The following is a 16,980-nucleotide window of genomic DNA, read 5'->3' on the forward strand; positions in this document are numbered from 1 at the left end:
GTTCCTTCTCTCTCTGGCCGCATCGCCACGCCGGCCAATTACGCAATTTCAGAAGCTTTCCTTCAGCCACTGGCCCATACGGGCGATGCGGCTGTTATTTCCTCCAAGCGACATGAGCAGACCGCTCTGTGACGCATGTGTCTCCATGTCCGCGACCTGCGGATAGATCATCAGGCCGACGGCCGTCGAAAAGGCCGGACCCTTGGCCGCCGTCGGCAACCCCGAGACGCCCATCGGACGGCCGATGCGGACGTTGCGGGCAAGGATGCGCCGCGCCACATCGGCAAGGCCGGTCAGTTGGCTCGCTCCGCCGGTCAGCACGACGCGCTTGCCGACGATCGGGCTGAAGCCGGAGCGCTGGATACGGTCGCGGATCAGTTCCATCGTCTCTTCGATACGGGCCGAGACGATGCGTGAAACCAGCGCCCGCGGCACCTGCGACGGCTGGTCGCGATCGTCCTCGCCGATCGGCGGGATCGAGATCAACTCGCGCTCGTCGGAGGAATTGGAAAGGGCCGAGGCATGCACGACCTTCAGCCGCTCCGCATCCTCGATGCGGGTCGAAAGACCGCGCGCCAGGTCGGTGGTGACGTGATGGCCGCCGAGGCCGACGGCATCCGTATGAACGAGCTTGCCCTCGGCAAAGACCGAGATCGTCGTCGTGCCGCCGCCCAAGTCGATCGCCGCGCAGCCGAGCTCGACCTCATCGTCGACGAGAGCCGCAAGACCCGATGCATAGGGCGTCGCGACGATGCCCTCGACTGACAGATGCGCACGATTGACGCTGAGTTCGAGGTTCTTCAGCGCCGAGCGCTCCGCCGTCACCACATGCATGTCGACGCCGAGCGCATCGCCGTACATCGCCAGCGGATCGCGGATGCCGCGCTCGCCGTCGAGCGAGAAGCCGGTCGCCAGCGAATGCAGCACCGAGCGGTCCTGGCGCAGCGACTGCTGGCAAGCGGCCGACAGCACCTTCTTCAGATCGTTGAGTTCGACTTCCTGGCCACCGAGATCGATCGTCGCGGTATAGATGTCGCTGCCGAGGCGGCCAGCCGTCAGGTTGACGATCAGGCTCTCGACCGTCAGCCCGGCCATGCGCTCGGCCGCATCGACGGCAAGGCGGATGACGCCTTCCAATGCGTCGAGATCGGCGATGACGCCGGTCTTGATGCCGCGCGAGCGCTGATGGCCGATGCCGATGATCTCGATATTGTGCGTGCGGCCCGGCAGGATCTGGCTTTCCTCGCGCGGCGTCAGCCGGCCGATCATGCAGACGACCTTGGTCGAACCGATGTCGAGCACCGAAACGACATGTGACCGCTTCGACGAAAGCGGCTTCAGGCGCGGCAATCCGAAATGGGATGAACCGAACAAGCTCATATATTCTGCCCCGCCTTCTTCAATTCTTTCGTACGCTCCGTCACTGCCGTCTGCCTGCGGACCGCCGCCTCCGGCGTCAGCTGGATCGCGGTTCTGTCGGCCAGCCTGAGATCGACTGCGGCAATGTCCCGCTCCAGCAGTTGGTGCTCCTTGTCGAACTTCGAAAGCGTCGCCAGTGCCTGGTCGATACCGTCTTCCGGGAGCTTGACGACGACGCCGTTGTCCATATGCAGGTCCCAGCGACGCCCGGATATCCAGACATAGGCCTTCACGCGGGCCTTCACGTCGGGCCATTTCGAGAAGGCATCGTCGAGCGAAGCCGCCGCCGTTTCGGCATCGCGGCCGACGACGAGCGGCAGCGCCGAAAACTTGTTGTCCCGCAGCGGCGCAATGACGCTGCCGTTCTTCTCGATCAGGGAAAGCTCCTGCCCGTGCTGCCAGATCGCATAGGCCTGGCGCTCTTTGAGCTTCACCTCGATCGTCTTCGGATAGATCTTGCGGACCTCGACATTTTCGACCCAGGGAAGATGCGCGATCTTTCGGCGGGCGGCATCGACGTCGAGGGCGACCAGCGAGGTCGTGCCGTCAAGGCCGATCAACTGCAGGATCTCGATTTCGGAGGTTTCCGAATTGCCGGAGACCTTCACGTCCTCGATCGCAAAACCCGCGGCCGTCGTTGTCGCCTGCGCGACGGATTCCGTGTGACCGCCGAGCGACATGCCGTAAAGCCCCGTCGCGCCCAAGAAAGCGAGCGCCGAGACCGTGCCGGTATGAACAGGAATGTAGATGCGGCCGCTGCAGAGGCTGATCAGAAAGCGCGTGACCCGGCGCAGCGGACGCGGCAGCACGAACCGCTCTTCGGCTTCCATGATCGGAAGCACGGCATGATGGCTGGGGCGCCCAATCCTTTTGACTGTCAACGCAAACAAGACGCGTCCTCCACCATCCACCGGAGAAACTGACCAAATGAATAGCCGGCATGACCGGCCATTTCGGGCACGAGCGAGGTCGGGGTCATACCTGGCTGGGTATTGACTTCCAGCCAGATGATTTCGCCGTCTTCGGAGAAACGATCGTCGTAACGAAAGTCGGACCGACTGACGCCGCGACAACCGATTGCCTGATGCGCCCTTAGGGACAATGTTTGTATTTTTTGGTAAATATTCGGTGAAATTTTCGCGGGGATGACGTGTTTTGAACCGCCAGCCGCATACTTGGAGTCGTAATCATAAAAATTGTGTCCCTGCGGCACCACTTCCGTGACACCGAGGGGAGTTTCACCCATGACACCGCAGGTGAGTTCGCGACCGTAAACATAGCGCTCGACGATCACCTCTTCGCCGTAGCGCCATTCGGGCGAGCTGACGATCTGTGGCGGATGCGCCTGATCTTCGGTAACGATGACGACGCCGAAGCTCGACCCTTCGCGGACGGGTTTCACCACATAGGGCGGCTTCATCGGATGCGTCGAGGGAAAGGCGAAACGGTTGACCACCTGCGATTCGGCCACCGGAATGCCGGCGGCAGCGGCAACGAGCTTCGCCTTGTCCTTGTCCATCGCCAGCGCCGAGGCAAGCACGCCCGAATGCGTATAGGGGATTTCGAGATATTCGAGGATGCCCTGAATGGTGCCGTCCTCGCCGAACGGGCCGTGAAGCGCATTGAAGACGACATCGGGCTTCAGCGCGGCGAGTTTCTCGGAAACGTCGCGCGCCACGTCGATGCGCGTCACGTCGAAGCCCTCCGCCTCGAGGGCTTCTGCGCAAGCCTTTCCCGAGGAAAGGCTGACGGGCCTTTCCGAGGAAAATCCGCCCATCAGGACAGCGACATGCTTGCGACTCATCAACACCCCCAAAAAATAACTTCCATTTTCGAAATCGACGCTTGCGCGAAGCTGTCTGCGCCGTTTCGGGCCTTTGTCCGACCTGGGTGCATTAGAGCATCATTATGGTTAATGAAGTGTTTACTTTCGTTAACTTCGTATTGCCGCGCCCTTGATTTTTTAACCTTCTCTTCTTCGGGATTGCCAGATCGAAGACGCCGCCGATCCGCGAAAACAGAAAAACCCGCACGGAAAAACCGCGCGGGCTCAATGGGATAGCTCGCTATCTTGCAGTCAGTCGGCGTCGTCGAGGAATTTCCATACGAGCCCGCCGAGCGCTCCACCCGCAAGCGGCGCAATCCAGAACAGCCAGAGCTGCTGCAGCGCCCAGCCGCCGACGAAAAGCGCCTGGCCGGTGGAACGAGCTGGATTGACCGAGGTATTCGTCACGGGGATGGCAACGAGATGGATCAGCGTCAGGCCGAGGCCGATCGCAAGCGGCGCGAAGCCCGAAGGCACCCGGCTGCTGGTCGAACCCAGGATGATGATCAGGAAGAACATGGTCAGCAGCACTTCGATCAGCAGCGCCGAAAGCAGTGAATAACCACCCGGAGAGTGCTCGCCATATCCGTTGGCGGCAAAGCCGCCGAGTTCGAAACCCGCCTTGCCGCTGGCGATGAGATAAAGCAGCGCCGCCGCGGCGATGGCGCCGACAACCTGCACGACGATATAGGGAACGAGGCGCGCCGCCGGAAACCGTCCGGCAACTGTAAGGCCAAGCGAGACGGCGGGATTGAAATGACCGCCCGAAATGCCGCCCACGGCATAGGCCATCGTGAGCACGGTCAGACCGAACGCAAAGGCCACGCCGACAAAACCGATTCCAAGCTCGGGATAGGCCGCGGCCAGCACGGCACTGCCGCATCCGCCGAAGACCAGCCAGAACGTGCCGAGAAATTCGGCGACAAGACTCTTTTGCATGGATATTTCCTCCGCCCTCAACCAGAGGGTTAGCAATGAATCCGTTACAATTTGATTCCGGTCAAGCATGTGAGCGTCACCGTGGCAAGCCTCGCGCAAGGCAGGAAAACCCAAGGATTCGAGATGACGCCGGGGACCGCGAGCCGGTAACGCATGCGGGCAGCGTCCCCTGTAAACACTCCATGTTTTGACGTTTTCACAGACCTGAAATAGCGTTAAAACCCGCCGGCCTCCCACGGCGATTCACAAAAATACTGATTGGAATGAAAATGCCTGACGCGATCTCCGCATCGCCGACTCCTGCCTCGAACAGCACGCAAGTCAATTCTCCGGCCCGCGTCCTTATCGCCAGCCTTGTCGGCACCACCATCGAATTCTTCGACTTCTACGTCTACGCGACAGCAGCCGTCCTCGTCTTCCCGCATCTCTTCTTCCCGGCAAGCGATTCGAACGCCGCAACGCTGCAGTCGCTCGTCACCTTCTCGATCGCCTTTTTCGCCCGCCCCATCGGCGCCGTGGTTTTCGGTCATTTCGGCGACCGTATCGGCCGCAAGGCGACGCTCGTCGCCGCACTGATGACGATGGGGCTTTCGACGGTCCTGATCGGCATGCTGCCAGGCTATGATGCGATCGGCATCGCAGCACCCCTGTTGCTGGCCCTTTGCCGTTTCGGTCAGGGCCTCGGCCTCGGCGGCGAATGGGGTGGCGCCGTTCTGCTTGCCACCGAAAACGCTCCTCCCGGCAAGCGCAGCTGGTACGCCATGTTCCCGCAGCTCGGCGCGCCGATCGGCTTCATCCTCTCCTCCGGCTTCTTTCTCATCCTGGCGGAAACGATGAGCAACGAGGATTTCCTCGACTACGGATGGCGCATTCCCTTCATCGCCAGCCTCGCCCTCGTCGCCGTCGGCCTCTATGTCCGTCTGAAGATCGCCGAGACGCCGGAATTTCGCAAAGCCGTCGAAAAGCACGAGCGCGTTGCCGTACCGATCGAGGTCGTCTTCCGCGACCATCTGCGCAGCCTGATCCTCGGCACCTTCATTGCTGTGGCGACCTTCGTGCTGTTCTACCTGATGACGGTCTTCACGCTCTCCTGGGGTACGACACCTCTGGAAAAGGGTGGGCTCGGTTACTCCCGCGAGCAGTTCCTGGTCGTCCAGCTTGTCGGCGTCCTGTTCTTCGGCCTGACGATCCCGCTCTCCGGCTGGCTCTCCGACCTCTATTCGCGCCGCACCATCCTGACGCTGACGACGATTGCCATCGCCATCTTCGGCTTTTTCTACGCGACGCTGTTGACCAGCGGTCTGACCGGCGCTTTCCTGTGCTCGATCATCGGCCTCGCCTTGATGGGCTTCACCTACGGCCCGATCGGCGCTGCCCTGGCCGCCCCCTTTCCGACCACGGTGCGCTATACCGGCGCCTCGATGACCTTCAACCTCGGCGGCATCTTCGGCGCTTCGCTCGCCCCTTATATCGCCACCTGGCTCGCCACCCATTACAGCCTGGACTATGTCGGCTACTATCTCGCCGCCTCGGCAGTGATCTCGCTCGTCTGCATCCGGCTGTCGGGCCGCGAGGAAGTCTGAGCCTCGAGCAGCAAGCAAACAACAAGCCGCGACTTGCCAACGTCGCGGCTTTTTTATTGATGCCGTGAGCAGTTCCGGTTAACCGGAACACTCACGGCAAAACGGGAAAAGATCATGCGATGCCTCATTACCGGCGCAGCCGGCTTTGTCGGTGGGCCTCTCGTCGAAAGACTGCATAGAGAGCGGATATCCGAGCTCGCGGTGACGACGCGATCTGCAGCCGCCAGCTTCCCGACATCAGTGCGGCATTTCCCCATCGAGATAACAAGCGAAACCGATTGGACAGCGGTTCTCGAGGGCATTGATGTCATCGTCCATCTCGCCGCTCGTGTTCACATCATGAACGACCGCGCAGCCGATCCGCTTGCGGAATTTCGTCGGATCAACACCGCCGCCACGTTGAACCTCGCCGAGCAGGCCGCCCGCGCGGGCGTAAAAAGGTTCGTCTTCATCAGCAGCATCAAGGTCAATGGCGAGGAGAACGATCGGCCTTTCCGGCATGACGATACGCCAATGCCGATCGATCCCTATGGCATTTCGAAGCTGGAAACTGAAATCGGGCTGCATGAAATCGCCGCTCGAACAGGCATGGAAGTCGTCGTCATTCGGCCGCCGCTCGTCTATGGACCCGGTGCGAGGGGCAACTTCGCCCTGCTCGTCGGACTTGTCCGGAAGAAGATACCACTCCCCTTCGCGTCGCTGAAGAACCGCCGGACCCTGGTCGCCCTTCCAAATCTCGTTGATCTGATCATCACCGGGATGAAGCATCCGGGTGCTGCCGGCCAGACCTTTCTCGCGGGCGATGGAGAAGATCTTTCGACTCCCGGGCTTATCGAAGGGATTGCCGCAGGGCTGGGTGTCAAGCCGATGCTGCTCCCCTTCCCCCCAGCGCTGTTGCAGATGGGTGCGCGCGTCACCGGAAAGGACGCCGTCTACCAGCGTCTTTGCGGTTCCCTGCAGGTCGATATATCCCACGCCCGCGACGTGCTTGGCTGGTCGCCCGTCGTCACACCGCGCGAGGGCCTGAAGCTTGCGGTGAAGTAACCGCTACTCGCTCGTCACGCCGTGAAACGGACGCACTTCTCGGCCGGGCATGAAGACACCGAGGCGTTTGATTTCCCATTCAAGCTTGATGCCGTCTTTTTCGAAGACCTCGCGACGCACCTGTTCGCCGAGATATTCGAGATCGTAGCCGGTTGCCTGCCCCATGTTGATCATGAAGTTGCAGTGAAGCGACGACATCTGCGCTCCGCCGATGACGAGGCCGCGGCAGCCTGCCTCGTCGACCAGTTTCCAGGCCGAATGGCCGGCCGGGTTCTTGAAGGTAGAGCCGCCGGTCTTTTCGCGCACCGGCTGCACCGTCTCGCGATGGTTGCGCACGGCGTCCATCTCGGCGCGGATCTGGGCGCGCTCTTCCGGATAGCCCTCGAACAGCACCGAGGTGAAGATCAGATCTGTCGATGCGGTCGAATGCCGGTAGGAATAACCCATCTCGGCGTTGGAAAGCACATGCTTGTCGCCCTTGCGGTCGACCGCATGGACTTCGATCAGCCGCTCGCGCGTCTCGACGCCGTTGGCGCCGGCATTCATGCGCGCCGCGCCGCCGATGCCGCCGGGAATGCCGTAGAAGAAATGGAAGCCGCCGATGCCGTTGTCCATCGCCATCGCCGCGACATGTTTGTCCGGGCAGATGGCGCCGGCGAGAATGCGGTTTTCACCGGCAAGCTCGACGAAGCCGAACCCCTTGGCCGACAGGCGCAGCACGACGCCGGGAATGCCGCCGTCGCGTACCAGGATGTTGGAGCCGACGCCGACCACCGTCAGCGGCACCTCTTCCGGCAATATCTTCAGGAAGGCGACGAGATCGTCGATGTCATGCGGCTGGAACATCAGCTCGGCCAGGCCACCGGCCCTGAACCAGGTGACACGGTCCATAGGGGCATCCGGCGTGATACGGCCGCGGATATCCTTTACACCGTCTCCGAGAGACGCGAGAAGCTTTTCCCCATTCACCTGTTTCATACGGACTTTCCCGATAGGCCTTCCAGTTGCTTGGGCAGCGCCGCCGCCCAGGATGTGATGCTCCCAGCCCCCAACAGAACCACGAAATCGCCAGGCTTTGCAACCTCCGCGACCATCTGCGGCAGAAGCTCCGCCGAGCTTAGAAAGCGGGCGTCGCGATGGCCGCCGGATTTGATGCGCGAGACCAGCGACACGGAATCGATACCCTCGATCGGATCTTCGCCCGCCGCATAGACAGGTGCCAGGAAGATGCTGTCGGCATCGTTGAAGCAGGCGGCGAATTCCTCGAACAGGCTAGCAAGACGGCTAAAGCGATGCGGCTGGTGGACGGCGATGACACGCCCCTTGCAAGATTCCCGGGCGGCGCGCAGCACCGCTTTGATCTCGACGGGATGATGGCCGTAATCGTCGAATATCTGGACCCCGTTCCACTCGCCGGTCAGCGTGAAGCGACGCTTGACGCCACCGAAGGAGGCAAGCCCCTTGGCGATATCGGCGCTCGATATGCCGAGCCGGTTGGCAACGGCGATCGCCGCCGTTGCGTTGGAGATATTATGCCGTCCGGGCATCGGCATGACCAGCCCCTTGAGCTCAATCACCTGGCCGGTGCGACGGCGGCGGATTTCGACGTCAAAGATCGAGCGCGTGCCGTCGATGCGCACATTCATGAAACGCACGTCAGCCTGCGGGTTTTCGCCATAGGTGATGATCTTGCGGTCCTCGATGCGGCCGACCAGCGACTGCACCTCGGGATGGTCGAGGCACATGACGCCGAAGCCGTAGAACGGCACATTCTCGACGAATTGCCGGAAGGCGGCGCGCACAGCGTCGAAATTGCCGTAGTGGTCGAGATGTTCCGGGTCGATATTGGTGATGACGGCGACATCGGCCGGAAGCTTCAGGAAGGTGCCGTCCGATTCATCGGCCTCGACCACCATCCACTCGCCCTCGCCCATGCGAGCATTGGTGCCGTAGGCATTGATGATGCCCCCATTGATGACGGTCGGGTCAAGCCCGCCGGCTTCGAGCAGTGTGGCGACCAGCGAGGTGGTCGTCGTCTTGCCGTGCGTGCCGCCGATGGCGATCGCATTGCGGAAACGCATCAGTTCGGCCAGCATTTCGGCACGGCGCACCACCGGCAGCAGCTTTTCGCGCGCGGCGATGAGCTCCGGATTGCTCTTCTTGATCGCCGTAGAGACGACGACGACTTCGGCCTCACCCAGGTTTTCAGGCCGGTGACCGACGAACACTTCGATGCCCTTGTCGCGCAGGCGCTGGACATTGGCGCTGTCGGCCTGGTCCGATCCCTGCACCTTGTGGCCGAGATTATGCAGCACCTCGGCAATACCGCTCATGCCGATGCCGCCGATGCCGATGAAATGGACGAGGCCGATCGTCTTCGGCAGTTTCATGCGCGTGTCCTCTTGAATTCCGCAATTGTCCGTCTGGCGGCAATAGCCTCAACCATGTCGGCAAGCAAGTTCGCGGCATCGGTTTTCCCGGCGCGTTTCGCCGCCGCCGCCATGTGCGAAAGCTTTTCCGGATCGTTCATGACAGCCGTCAGGATCGCCGCGATCTTCTCCGGCGAAAGCTCCGACTGGGCGATCACCTTCGCTCCGCCGGTCGCAGCGAGTGCCGCCGCATTCGCCGCCTGGTCGTGATCGAGAGCATGCGGGTAAGGGACGAGCACGGCCGGCCGGCCTATGACGGAGATTTCCGAAACCGTGGATGCGCCCGAACGGCAGATGACGAGATGCGCCCTCGCCAGCCTCTCGGCCATGTCGGTAAAGAAGGGAGCGATATCGGCCCCCATTTCCAGCTTGGCGACGCAGCCGCTGACCATTTCCATATCCTCGGGACGCACCTGCTGGGTGATGCGCAGGCGCACGCGAAGCGCCTCGTCGAGCAGGCTGATCGCCGTCGGCAGCGCCTTGGAGAAATATTGCGCGCCTTGGCTGCCGCCGAAGACGACGAGGTTGAAGGCCTCGCCCGGATGCGACGGCGTGTAAGGCACCTCGGCCGCGGCGATGATCGCCGGGCGGACCGGATTGCCCGTCGTCACCGTCTTGTCTGGAAAGGCCGCGCCCCCCTCCGGCAAGAACCCGCCAGCGATGGCCTGCACGCGGGTTGCCAAGGCCTTGTTGGCGCGCCCCATCACGGCATTCTGCTCGTGGATCATCGACGGCACGCCGAGCCGGGTGGCGGCAAGCAGTGGCGGCACGGTGGGATAGCCGCCGAAACCGACGACGATAACGGGCCGCAGCCGCTGGATCAGCTTCTTTGCCGCCCGCATGCCGCTCCAGAGTGTCCACAGCGAACGGGCGACTGCCACCGGGTTCTTCGAGCCGATCGTCGCCGAGGGTACGACATGGATCTCTTCGGCCGGGAACTTGCCGGCATAACGTTCGGCCCGGCTGTCCGTGACGAGATGCACCGAATAGCCGCGCTCCTTCAGCTTGAAGGCCAAAGCCTCCGCCGGAAACACATGGCCGCCGGTTCCCCCGGCGGCAAGCAGCACGATGCCTTTGCTCATGGTCTTCTACTCCGCCGGCATGCCGTGCGGGACGCGGAAGAGACTCCGGTCCTGCGCGCGTTTTTCCGGTCGATGGCGCGTCAGCGCCAGAATAAAGCCGGCGGTGACGCAGATCGCCACCATGGACGAGCCACCATAGGAAATCAGCGGCAGCGTCATACCCTTCGCCGGCAGCAGTTCGAGATTGACGCCGATATTGATGATCGACTGGATGCCCATCTGCAACACCAGGCCGGCGACGGCGAAACGGTTGAAGTCATTGCGCTCGCGATAGGCATGCGAGAGGCCACGCAGCACCAGCACGGTAAACAACGCGACGAGCGCCATGCAAAAGACGATGCCGAACTCTTCGGCCGCGACCGAGAAGATGAAGTCGGTATGCGCATCCGGGATGATGCGCTTGACGATGCCCTCGCCCGGCCCCTGGCCGAACCAGCTGCCGCGGATGATCGCCTCGCGCGCCGTGTCGATCTGGAAAGTATCACCCTCGCCGGTCATGAACTTGTCTATGCGCAGCGCAACGTGCGGGAAGACGTAATAGGCGCTGAGCAGGCCCCCGGCGCCGCCGATGCCGAGCAGCATGATCCAGATCCATGGCATGCCGGCCATGAAGAACATCCCGCCCCAGACCGCCGTGGTCAGGATGGTCTGGCCGAGGTCCGGCTGCGCTATGAGAAGGGCCGCGACGATGCCGAACAGGATGATGGCAAAGAGATTGCCGGGGATCTCCGGCTGGCGCGCATGTTCGGCAAACAGCCAGGCGCAGACGACGACGAAGGCGGGCTTCATGAATTCCGACGGCTGGATGGAAAGGCCGGCAATCCAGATCCAGCGCCTACCACCCTTGACCTCCTGCCCGACGAACAACACCAGCACCATCATGGCGACCGAGATGATCAGGATCAGGATTGCGGTGCGCCGCACCTGGCGCGGCGTCAGGAACGACAGCCCGAGCATGACGCCGATCGAAGGGATCATGAAGGCCGCATGGCGCTTGACGAAATGGAAAGGCTCGAGCCCGATGCGCTCGGCGACCGCGGGAGATGCCGCAAAGGACAGCATAAAGCCGATGCCCATCAGGAAGATGAACATTGCCAGGAAGAAGCGGTCGATGGTCCAGAACCAATCGGCCAGAGGCCCACGTTCCGCGCGGCTTACCATGTCATTTCTCTCCTGTTACCGGACCGATCAGCATCGCAATCCCGTCAAGCGCTGCCACGTGGCCGACGAAGGCTTCGCCCCTGACTTCGAAGTTCTTATACTGGTCGAAGCTTGCGCAAGCCGGGGATAACATCACAGCCGAAGCAGCGCTTTCGTCGCGTTCGGCATCGGCGGCCGCATGCGCGACAGCGCGCTCCAGCGTGTCCGATATCTCGTAAGGCACGGCCTCGCCGAGCGTCGCGGCGAATTCCGCCGCCGCCTCGCCGATCAGATAGGCCTTGGCGATGCGCGGAAAATAGGGAGCGAGCGTCGTGATCCCGCCAGCCTTCGGCAGGCCGCCGGCGATCCAATAGATGCGATCGTAGCTCGAAAGAGCCGGCGCTGCGGCATCGGCATTGGTCGCCTTGGAATCATTAACGAAAACGACGCGGCCACGCTGCCCGACCGGCTGCATGCGGTGCTTCAGTCCAGGAAACGAGGCAAGGCCGGTGCGGATGTCGTCGGCGGAAATCCCGACAGCGAGGCAGGCGGCGACGGCTGCGGCGGCATTCTGCGCATTATGGCTGCCGCGCAGCGTCTGGATGCCGTCGAGATCGGCGAAGGGCAGCATGGCGCCGCCGGCGGCCTGGATGAGCTTCGTGCCCTCGGCATAGATGCCGTCGGCCACCACGTTGCGGCGCGAGATACGGACCACCTTGACGCCTGCCCGCTCGACACCGTCGGCAATCAGCGCCGAATGGCTGTCGTCGACGCCGACGATCGCGACATCGCTGCCGGCGACCAGCCTTTCCTTGATATCGGCATAATGCTGCATGGTCCCGTGACGGTCGAGATGATCGGGCGTCAGGTTGAGCAGTATGCCGGCAGACGGATCCAGTGTCGGCGCCAGATCGATCTGGTAGGAGGAGCATTCGACGACGTAATAACGCTCGGCCCTCGGCGGATCGAGCGTCAGCACGGCCGTGCCGATATTGCCGCCGAGCTGCGTGTCGTAGCCGGCGGATTTCAGGATATGGGCGATCAGCGCCGTCGTGGTCGACTTGCCGTTGGTGCCGGTTATGGCGATGAAAGGGCAATCCGGCGCATGGGCGCGGCGCTCGCGCACGAAGAGTTCGACGTCGCCGACGATATCGACGCCGGCCGCACGGGCAAGATCGACGGTCCAGTGCGGCTTCGGATGGGTGAGCGGCACGCCGGGCGACAGCACGAACAGCGCCTGCTGGCTCCAGTCGATGTTGTGCAGGTCTTCCGTCCTGATGCCTTCGGCAGCGGCCTTGGCGACACTGTCGGGATTGTCGTCCCAGGCGGTCACCTCGACACCACCTGATACCAGCGCCCGGGCGGTGGCAAAGCCGGAGCCGCCGAGCCCGAAGAGCGCGACCTTCCTGTCCTTGAGCGTCGTGACCGGGATCATCGCTGCCTCACCGGAGCTTCAGCGTCGAAAGGCCGAGCATCGCAAGGCCGACGGCGACGATCCAGAAGCGGATCACCACCTGGCTCTCGGTCCAGCCCTTCTTCTCGAAGTGATGATGGATCGGCGCCATCAGGAAGACACGCCGGCCGGTCATCTTGAAGAAGCCGACCTGGATGATGACCGACAGCGTCTCGATGACGAAGAGGCCGCCGATGATTGCCATGACGATCTCATGCTTGGTGGCGACGGCGACGGTGCCGATCGTGCCGCCGAGTGCCAGCGACCCCGTGTCGCCCATGAAGATGGCGGCCGGCGGCGCGTTGAACCAGAGAAAGCCGAGGCCGGCACCGATGACGGCGCCAAGCACGACGGCAAGTTCGCCGGTGCCGGGCACGAAATTGATCTGCAGGTAGTTCGCAAACACCACATTCCCGGCGAGATAGGCGATGACGCCGAAGGAGGCGGCGGCGATCATCACAGGCACGATGGCAAGCCCGTCGAGACCGTCAGTCAGGTTGACGGCATTGCCGGCGCCGACGATGACGAAGCCGCCGAAGACGACGAACATGATGCCGATATTGATCATGAAGTCCTTGAAGAAAGGAAAGGCGATCGAGGAGCCGAAAGTCGAGCCGGCAATCCCCGAGGCAAGGGCGGTGCGCATCATGAAATAGACGGCGATGCCGGCGATGACGAATTCGATGCCGAGACGCGCCTTGCCGGAAAAGCCCATGTGGCTCTGCTTCGTTACCTTAAGATAATCGTCGTAGAAACCAATCGCACCGAAGCCCAGCGTCACCAGCAGCGTCGCGACGACATAGACGTTGGAAAGATCGGCCCAGAGCAGCGATGCGCCGACGATGCCGGCGAGGATCATCAGCCCGCCCATGGTCGGCGTGCCGGCCTTCTTGAAATGCGTCTGCGGCCCGTCGGCGCGGATCGGCTGGCCCTTGCCCTGCCGGATGCGCAGCGAATTGATGATCGTCGGCCCGAACAGGAAGACGATCAGTGCTGAGGTGAAGAGAGCAGCCCCCGTGCGGAAGGTAATATATCTGAACAAGTTCAGAAATTTGAAATATTCCGACAGTTCGACAAGCCAGATCAGCATTCAGGGCCCCTTGTTTACCCGATCAAAATTCGCGTTGCGTGTCGGCAAATGGCGGGAACTTGTCAAGGAGCGCGGCGACGATCTTGCCGAAACCGATGCCCAGAGACGATTTCACCATCAACACGTCGCCTGGCGCGACCGAGTTCAATACATAGTCCGTCAATTCGTCCGTGTTCTCGCGATATTCGACATGGACGCTTTCCGGCAACGATTCCTTCAGCGCAGCCATCTCCGCTCCTGCGAGCCAGACATGCTCGATGCCGGCAGCAAGCAGCGGCACGGCAAGGTCGGTATGGACCTTCTGCGCATAGTCGCCCATTTCCAGCATGTCGCCGAGCACGGCGATACGGCGTCCGCGGCCGGTCGGCTCGGAGGCCGCCAGCAGCGCGATCGCCGCGCGCATCGAGGCCGGATTGGCATTGTAGCTCTCGTCGATCAGCGTGAAGCTGCCACTCCCGATCGAAAGCCGGTGGCGCTTGCCCCTGCCCTTTTCCGGCTTCAGCGTCGCAAGCGCTTCGATCGCCTTCTGCATATCGGCGCCGACGATCTTGACGACGCCGAGCGCTGCGAGCGCATTCTCGGCGATATGGCGTCCCGGCGCGCCGAGCGCAACTTCCAGCGTCTCGCCGCCGATCGTCAGCCACAGCGTCGAATTCTCGTCGGAGCCGTTGAATTCTGCGAGCCGGAATTCGGCCTTGGCATGCTGGCCGAAAGAATGGATATGCTCGATACCGAGCGACTGCGCCGTGCGGTCGAGGAAATTGAACTGGTCGTTGTCGCGGTTGAGCACGACATGGCCGCCGGGTTCGAGCCCCTCGAAGATCTCGGCCTTGGCGGCGGCGATTTCCTTGATGTTCTTGAAATTGCCGAGATGCGCTGGCGCGATCGTCGTGATGATGGCGACATCGGGACGGATCATCGCCACCAGCGGCCGAACCTCGCCGGGATGGTTCATTCCGACTTCGAAGACGCCGTAATCCGTATCCTCAGGCATGCGCGCCAGCGTCAGCGGCACGCCCCAGTGATTGTTGAAGGAGGCGACGGAGGCGTGCACCTTGCCGGAGGGAGCCAGCACATGCCGCAGCATTTCCTTCGTGGTCGTCTTGCCGACCGATCCGGTCACTGCGATGATCCGGGCCTTAGAGCGCTCGCGCGAGGCAAGGCCGAGCCTGCCAAGTGCCGCCAGCACATCTTCCACGACGATCATCGGCACCGTCAGGCGACCCATGGCGGGAAGTCTCGCCTCGCTGACGACGAGAAGGGAAGCGCCGTTCGCCATCGCCATCGAGGCGTAGTCGTGACCGTCGACGCGGTCACCCTTGATCGCGAAGAAGGCTGCGCCTGGAGTAGTCGAGCGGCTGTCGATGGAAATGCCGGTGATGCCTTCGGGCAGCGTGCCGAAAGGGCGCCCCGCCATCGCTGCGATCATGTCTTCCGTCGTCCAGAGCCAGCTCAAGATTTCAACTCCTCCAAAGCCCTGCGCACCTCCGCATGATCGGAGAACGGCAGGGTGACGCCGTCGATCGTCTGCCCTTCCTCATGCCCCTTGCCGGCGACAATCAGCGTATCGCCGGATCTCAGCATGCTGACCGCTTCGCGGATCGCCGAGGCGCGATCGGCGATTTCCGCGGCACAGGCCGCCGCCGCCATGATCTCCGCCCGGATCGAGGCCGGTTCCTCCGAACGCGGATTATCGTCGGTGACGATGACGACGTCGGCAAGACGGCAGGCGATTTCGCCCATGATCGGCCGTTTGCCGCGGTCACGGTCGCCGCCGCAGCCGAAAACGACGATGACGCGGCCGGTGGTGAAGGGCCTGACAGAGCCCAGCACGTTTTCCAGCGCATCCGGCTTGTGGGCGTAGTCGACATAGGCGAGCGCGCCATCTTTTGTATGGCCGACAAGTTCGAGACGGCCGGACGCGCCGACGAGCTTCTCGAGCGCGGCCATCGCAACCTTCGCCTCAACACCGGTCGACATGGCAAGCCCTGCTGCGACCAGCGCGTTGGCCACCTGAAAATCGCCGGCCAGCGGAATGTCCACCTCGAAGATCTCGCCGCCGATATGGATCTCGGCCATCTGCTTGTGGCGGAAGTGCTCGACGCGCTTCAACGAGAGGTAATCGCCCTTTCGCCCGACGGTACGAATGTCATGACCGGCATCGGTCGCGGCCTTGATCGCCTGCGCGGACCACGGATCGTCGGCAAAGATCACCGCCGGCGATCCCTTCGGCAACAGCGTATCGAAAAGCCGCATCTTGGCGGCCATATAGGACTCGACGGTCGGATGATAATCCATATGGTCGCGGCCGAGATTGGTGAAGGCGGCGGCGGCAAGCCTGACGCCGTCGAGCCGGCACTGGTCGAGACCGTGGCTGGAAGCTTCCATCGCGGCATGTGTCACGCCTTCTCCGGCGAGTTCGGCCAGCAGCTGGTGCAGAGACACCGGATCGGGCGTCGTCAGCGAGCCATATTCGTTGCGCGTCGGCGAGACGACGCCCGTCGTGCCGATCATCGCGGCCGTGTGGCCCGCATACGCCCAGATCTGCCGGGTGAAAGAAGCGACCGAGGTTTTGCCGGCCGTGCCGGTGACGGCGACCATGGTATCGGGCTGCTTGCCGTGGAAACGCGCGGCGGCGATGGAAAGGAAACGGCGCGGCTCCTTGACCGCAAACACGGGGATCGAAGCATCGATGGCTTGGGAGGCGATCGCGACGGCAGCGCCACGGCCGGCGGCATCCACGATGAAGCCCGCGCCGTCGGCCTTGGTGCCGGCGACCGCGACGAAGACATTGCCCGGCGCCACCTTGCGGCTATCCGAAGACAGGCCTGAAATATCAAGCAGCCCTGCCGGGCCTTCGAGCTGTGCTTCAAGTTCCGGAAACTGATCTCCGGCCAAGTCTCGCAATTTCATCGAATGCACTTTTCTCTCTTGAAGCCGGTTCACCCCTCGCGAATCGGCGTCGATATTCATTCA

Annotated in this window: 14 protein-coding genes; 2 read left to right on the forward strand and 12 right to left on the reverse strand. The window is 62.5% G+C overall.

Annotated elements, in window-relative coordinates:
* Window positions 1–48: 48 nt before the first annotated feature.
* The 4 genes from ftsA to aqpZ all read right to left on the reverse strand — a co-directional run bounded on the left by ftsA (window position 49) and on the right by aqpZ (window position 4,183).
* Window positions 49–1,380 carry a cell division protein FtsA gene (gene ftsA / locus ACM5SV_RS15295; protein ID WP_012758279.1) on the reverse strand — a complete coding sequence of 444 codons (1,332 nt, stop codon included), beginning with the start codon at window positions 1,378–1,380 and terminating at the stop codon, window positions 49–51.
* Window positions 1,377–2,309 carry a cell division protein FtsQ/DivIB gene (locus ACM5SV_RS15300; RefSeq protein WP_221973172.1) on the reverse strand — a complete coding sequence of 311 codons (933 nt, stop codon included), beginning with the start codon at window positions 2,307–2,309 and terminating at the stop codon, window positions 1,377–1,379. The genes ftsA and ACM5SV_RS15300 overlap by 4 nt, the downstream gene beginning before the upstream one ends.
* A complete protein-coding gene (locus ACM5SV_RS15305) occupies window positions 2,297–3,223 on the reverse strand; it encodes a D-alanine--D-alanine ligase (protein WP_017961294.1) in 927 nt (308 codons plus the stop codon). The genes ACM5SV_RS15300 and ACM5SV_RS15305 overlap by 13 nt, the downstream gene beginning before the upstream one ends.
* Before the next feature lie 273 nt (window positions 3,224–3,496).
* Window positions 3,497–4,183: an aquaporin Z gene (gene aqpZ / locus ACM5SV_RS15310; RefSeq protein WP_012758282.1), complete on the reverse strand. Its 687-nt coding sequence runs from the start codon at window positions 4,181–4,183 to the stop codon at window positions 3,497–3,499.
* A gap of 269 nt (window positions 4,184–4,452) precedes the next feature.
* On the opposite strand from aqpZ, the gene ACM5SV_RS15315 reads away from it, so the two are divergent.
* Together ACM5SV_RS15315 and ACM5SV_RS15320 are read left to right on the forward strand one after the other, a co-directional pair.
* Window positions 4,453–5,766 (forward strand): MFS transporter, encoded by a 1,314-nt coding sequence (locus ACM5SV_RS15315; protein ID WP_026157426.1) that lies wholly within the window; start codon window positions 4,453–4,455, stop codon window positions 5,764–5,766.
* A 114-nt stretch (window positions 5,767–5,880) separates the two neighbouring features.
* On the forward strand, window positions 5,881–6,810 hold the full coding sequence (locus ACM5SV_RS15320; RefSeq protein WP_128406798.1) for a UDP-glucose 4-epimerase family protein: 930 nt from the start codon (window positions 5,881–5,883) through the stop codon (window positions 6,808–6,810).
* Window positions 6,811–6,813: 3 nt separating this feature from the next.
* Here ACM5SV_RS15320 and murB read toward each other — a convergent pair whose 3' ends face one another.
* From murB to ACM5SV_RS15360, 8 genes are read right to left on the reverse strand one after another with little or no spacing between them, the layout of a single operon-like run.
* Window positions 6,814–7,788, reverse strand: coding sequence for a UDP-N-acetylmuramate dehydrogenase (gene murB, locus ACM5SV_RS15325; protein WP_027664258.1), 975 nt, complete (start codon window positions 7,786–7,788; stop codon window positions 6,814–6,816).
* Window positions 7,785–9,200 carry a UDP-N-acetylmuramate--L-alanine ligase gene (murC, locus tag ACM5SV_RS15330; protein WP_113545210.1) on the reverse strand — a complete coding sequence of 472 codons (1,416 nt, stop codon included), beginning with the start codon at window positions 9,198–9,200 and terminating at the stop codon, window positions 7,785–7,787. Before murC ends, murB begins: the two co-directional genes overlap by 4 nt.
* On the reverse strand, window positions 9,197–10,321 hold the full coding sequence (gene murG, locus ACM5SV_RS15335) for an undecaprenyldiphospho-muramoylpentapeptide beta-N-acetylglucosaminyltransferase (protein WP_113545211.1): 1,125 nt from the start codon (window positions 10,319–10,321) through the stop codon (window positions 9,197–9,199). The genes murC and murG overlap by 4 nt, the downstream gene beginning before the upstream one ends.
* 6 nt (window positions 10,322–10,327) lie before the next feature.
* On the reverse strand, window positions 10,328–11,482 hold the full coding sequence (gene ftsW / locus ACM5SV_RS15340; RefSeq protein ID WP_012758288.1) for a putative lipid II flippase FtsW: 1,155 nt from the start codon (window positions 11,480–11,482) through the stop codon (window positions 10,328–10,330).
* A 1-nt stretch (window position 11,483) separates the two neighbouring features.
* Window positions 11,484–12,896 (reverse strand): UDP-N-acetylmuramoyl-L-alanine--D-glutamate ligase, encoded by a 1,413-nt coding sequence (gene murD, locus ACM5SV_RS15345; RefSeq protein ID WP_222014179.1) that lies wholly within the window; start codon window positions 12,894–12,896, stop codon window positions 11,484–11,486.
* 7 nt (window positions 12,897–12,903) lie between these two features.
* On the reverse strand, window positions 12,904–14,004 hold the full coding sequence (gene mraY / locus ACM5SV_RS15350) for a phospho-N-acetylmuramoyl-pentapeptide-transferase (RefSeq protein ID WP_003541415.1): 1,101 nt from the start codon (window positions 14,002–14,004) through the stop codon (window positions 12,904–12,906).
* 22 nt (window positions 14,005–14,026) lie between these two features.
* Window positions 14,027–15,460, reverse strand: coding sequence for a UDP-N-acetylmuramoylalanyl-D-glutamyl-2,6-diaminopimelate--D-alanyl-D-alanine ligase (locus ACM5SV_RS15355; protein ID WP_113545213.1), 1,434 nt, complete (start codon window positions 15,458–15,460; stop codon window positions 14,027–14,029).
* Window positions 15,457–16,977, reverse strand: coding sequence for a UDP-N-acetylmuramoyl-L-alanyl-D-glutamate--2,6-diaminopimelate ligase (locus tag ACM5SV_RS15360; RefSeq protein ID WP_017994721.1), 1,521 nt, complete (start codon window positions 16,975–16,977; stop codon window positions 15,457–15,459). The genes ACM5SV_RS15355 and ACM5SV_RS15360 overlap by 4 nt, the downstream gene beginning before the upstream one ends.
* Between the last annotated feature and the right edge of the window lie 3 nt (window positions 16,978–16,980).

The organism is Rhizobium sp. CRRU65, from assembly GCF_048551595.1.
In the GTDB taxonomy this organism is placed as follows: Bacteria; Pseudomonadota; Alphaproteobacteria; order Rhizobiales; family Rhizobiaceae; genus Rhizobium; species Rhizobium leguminosarum_J.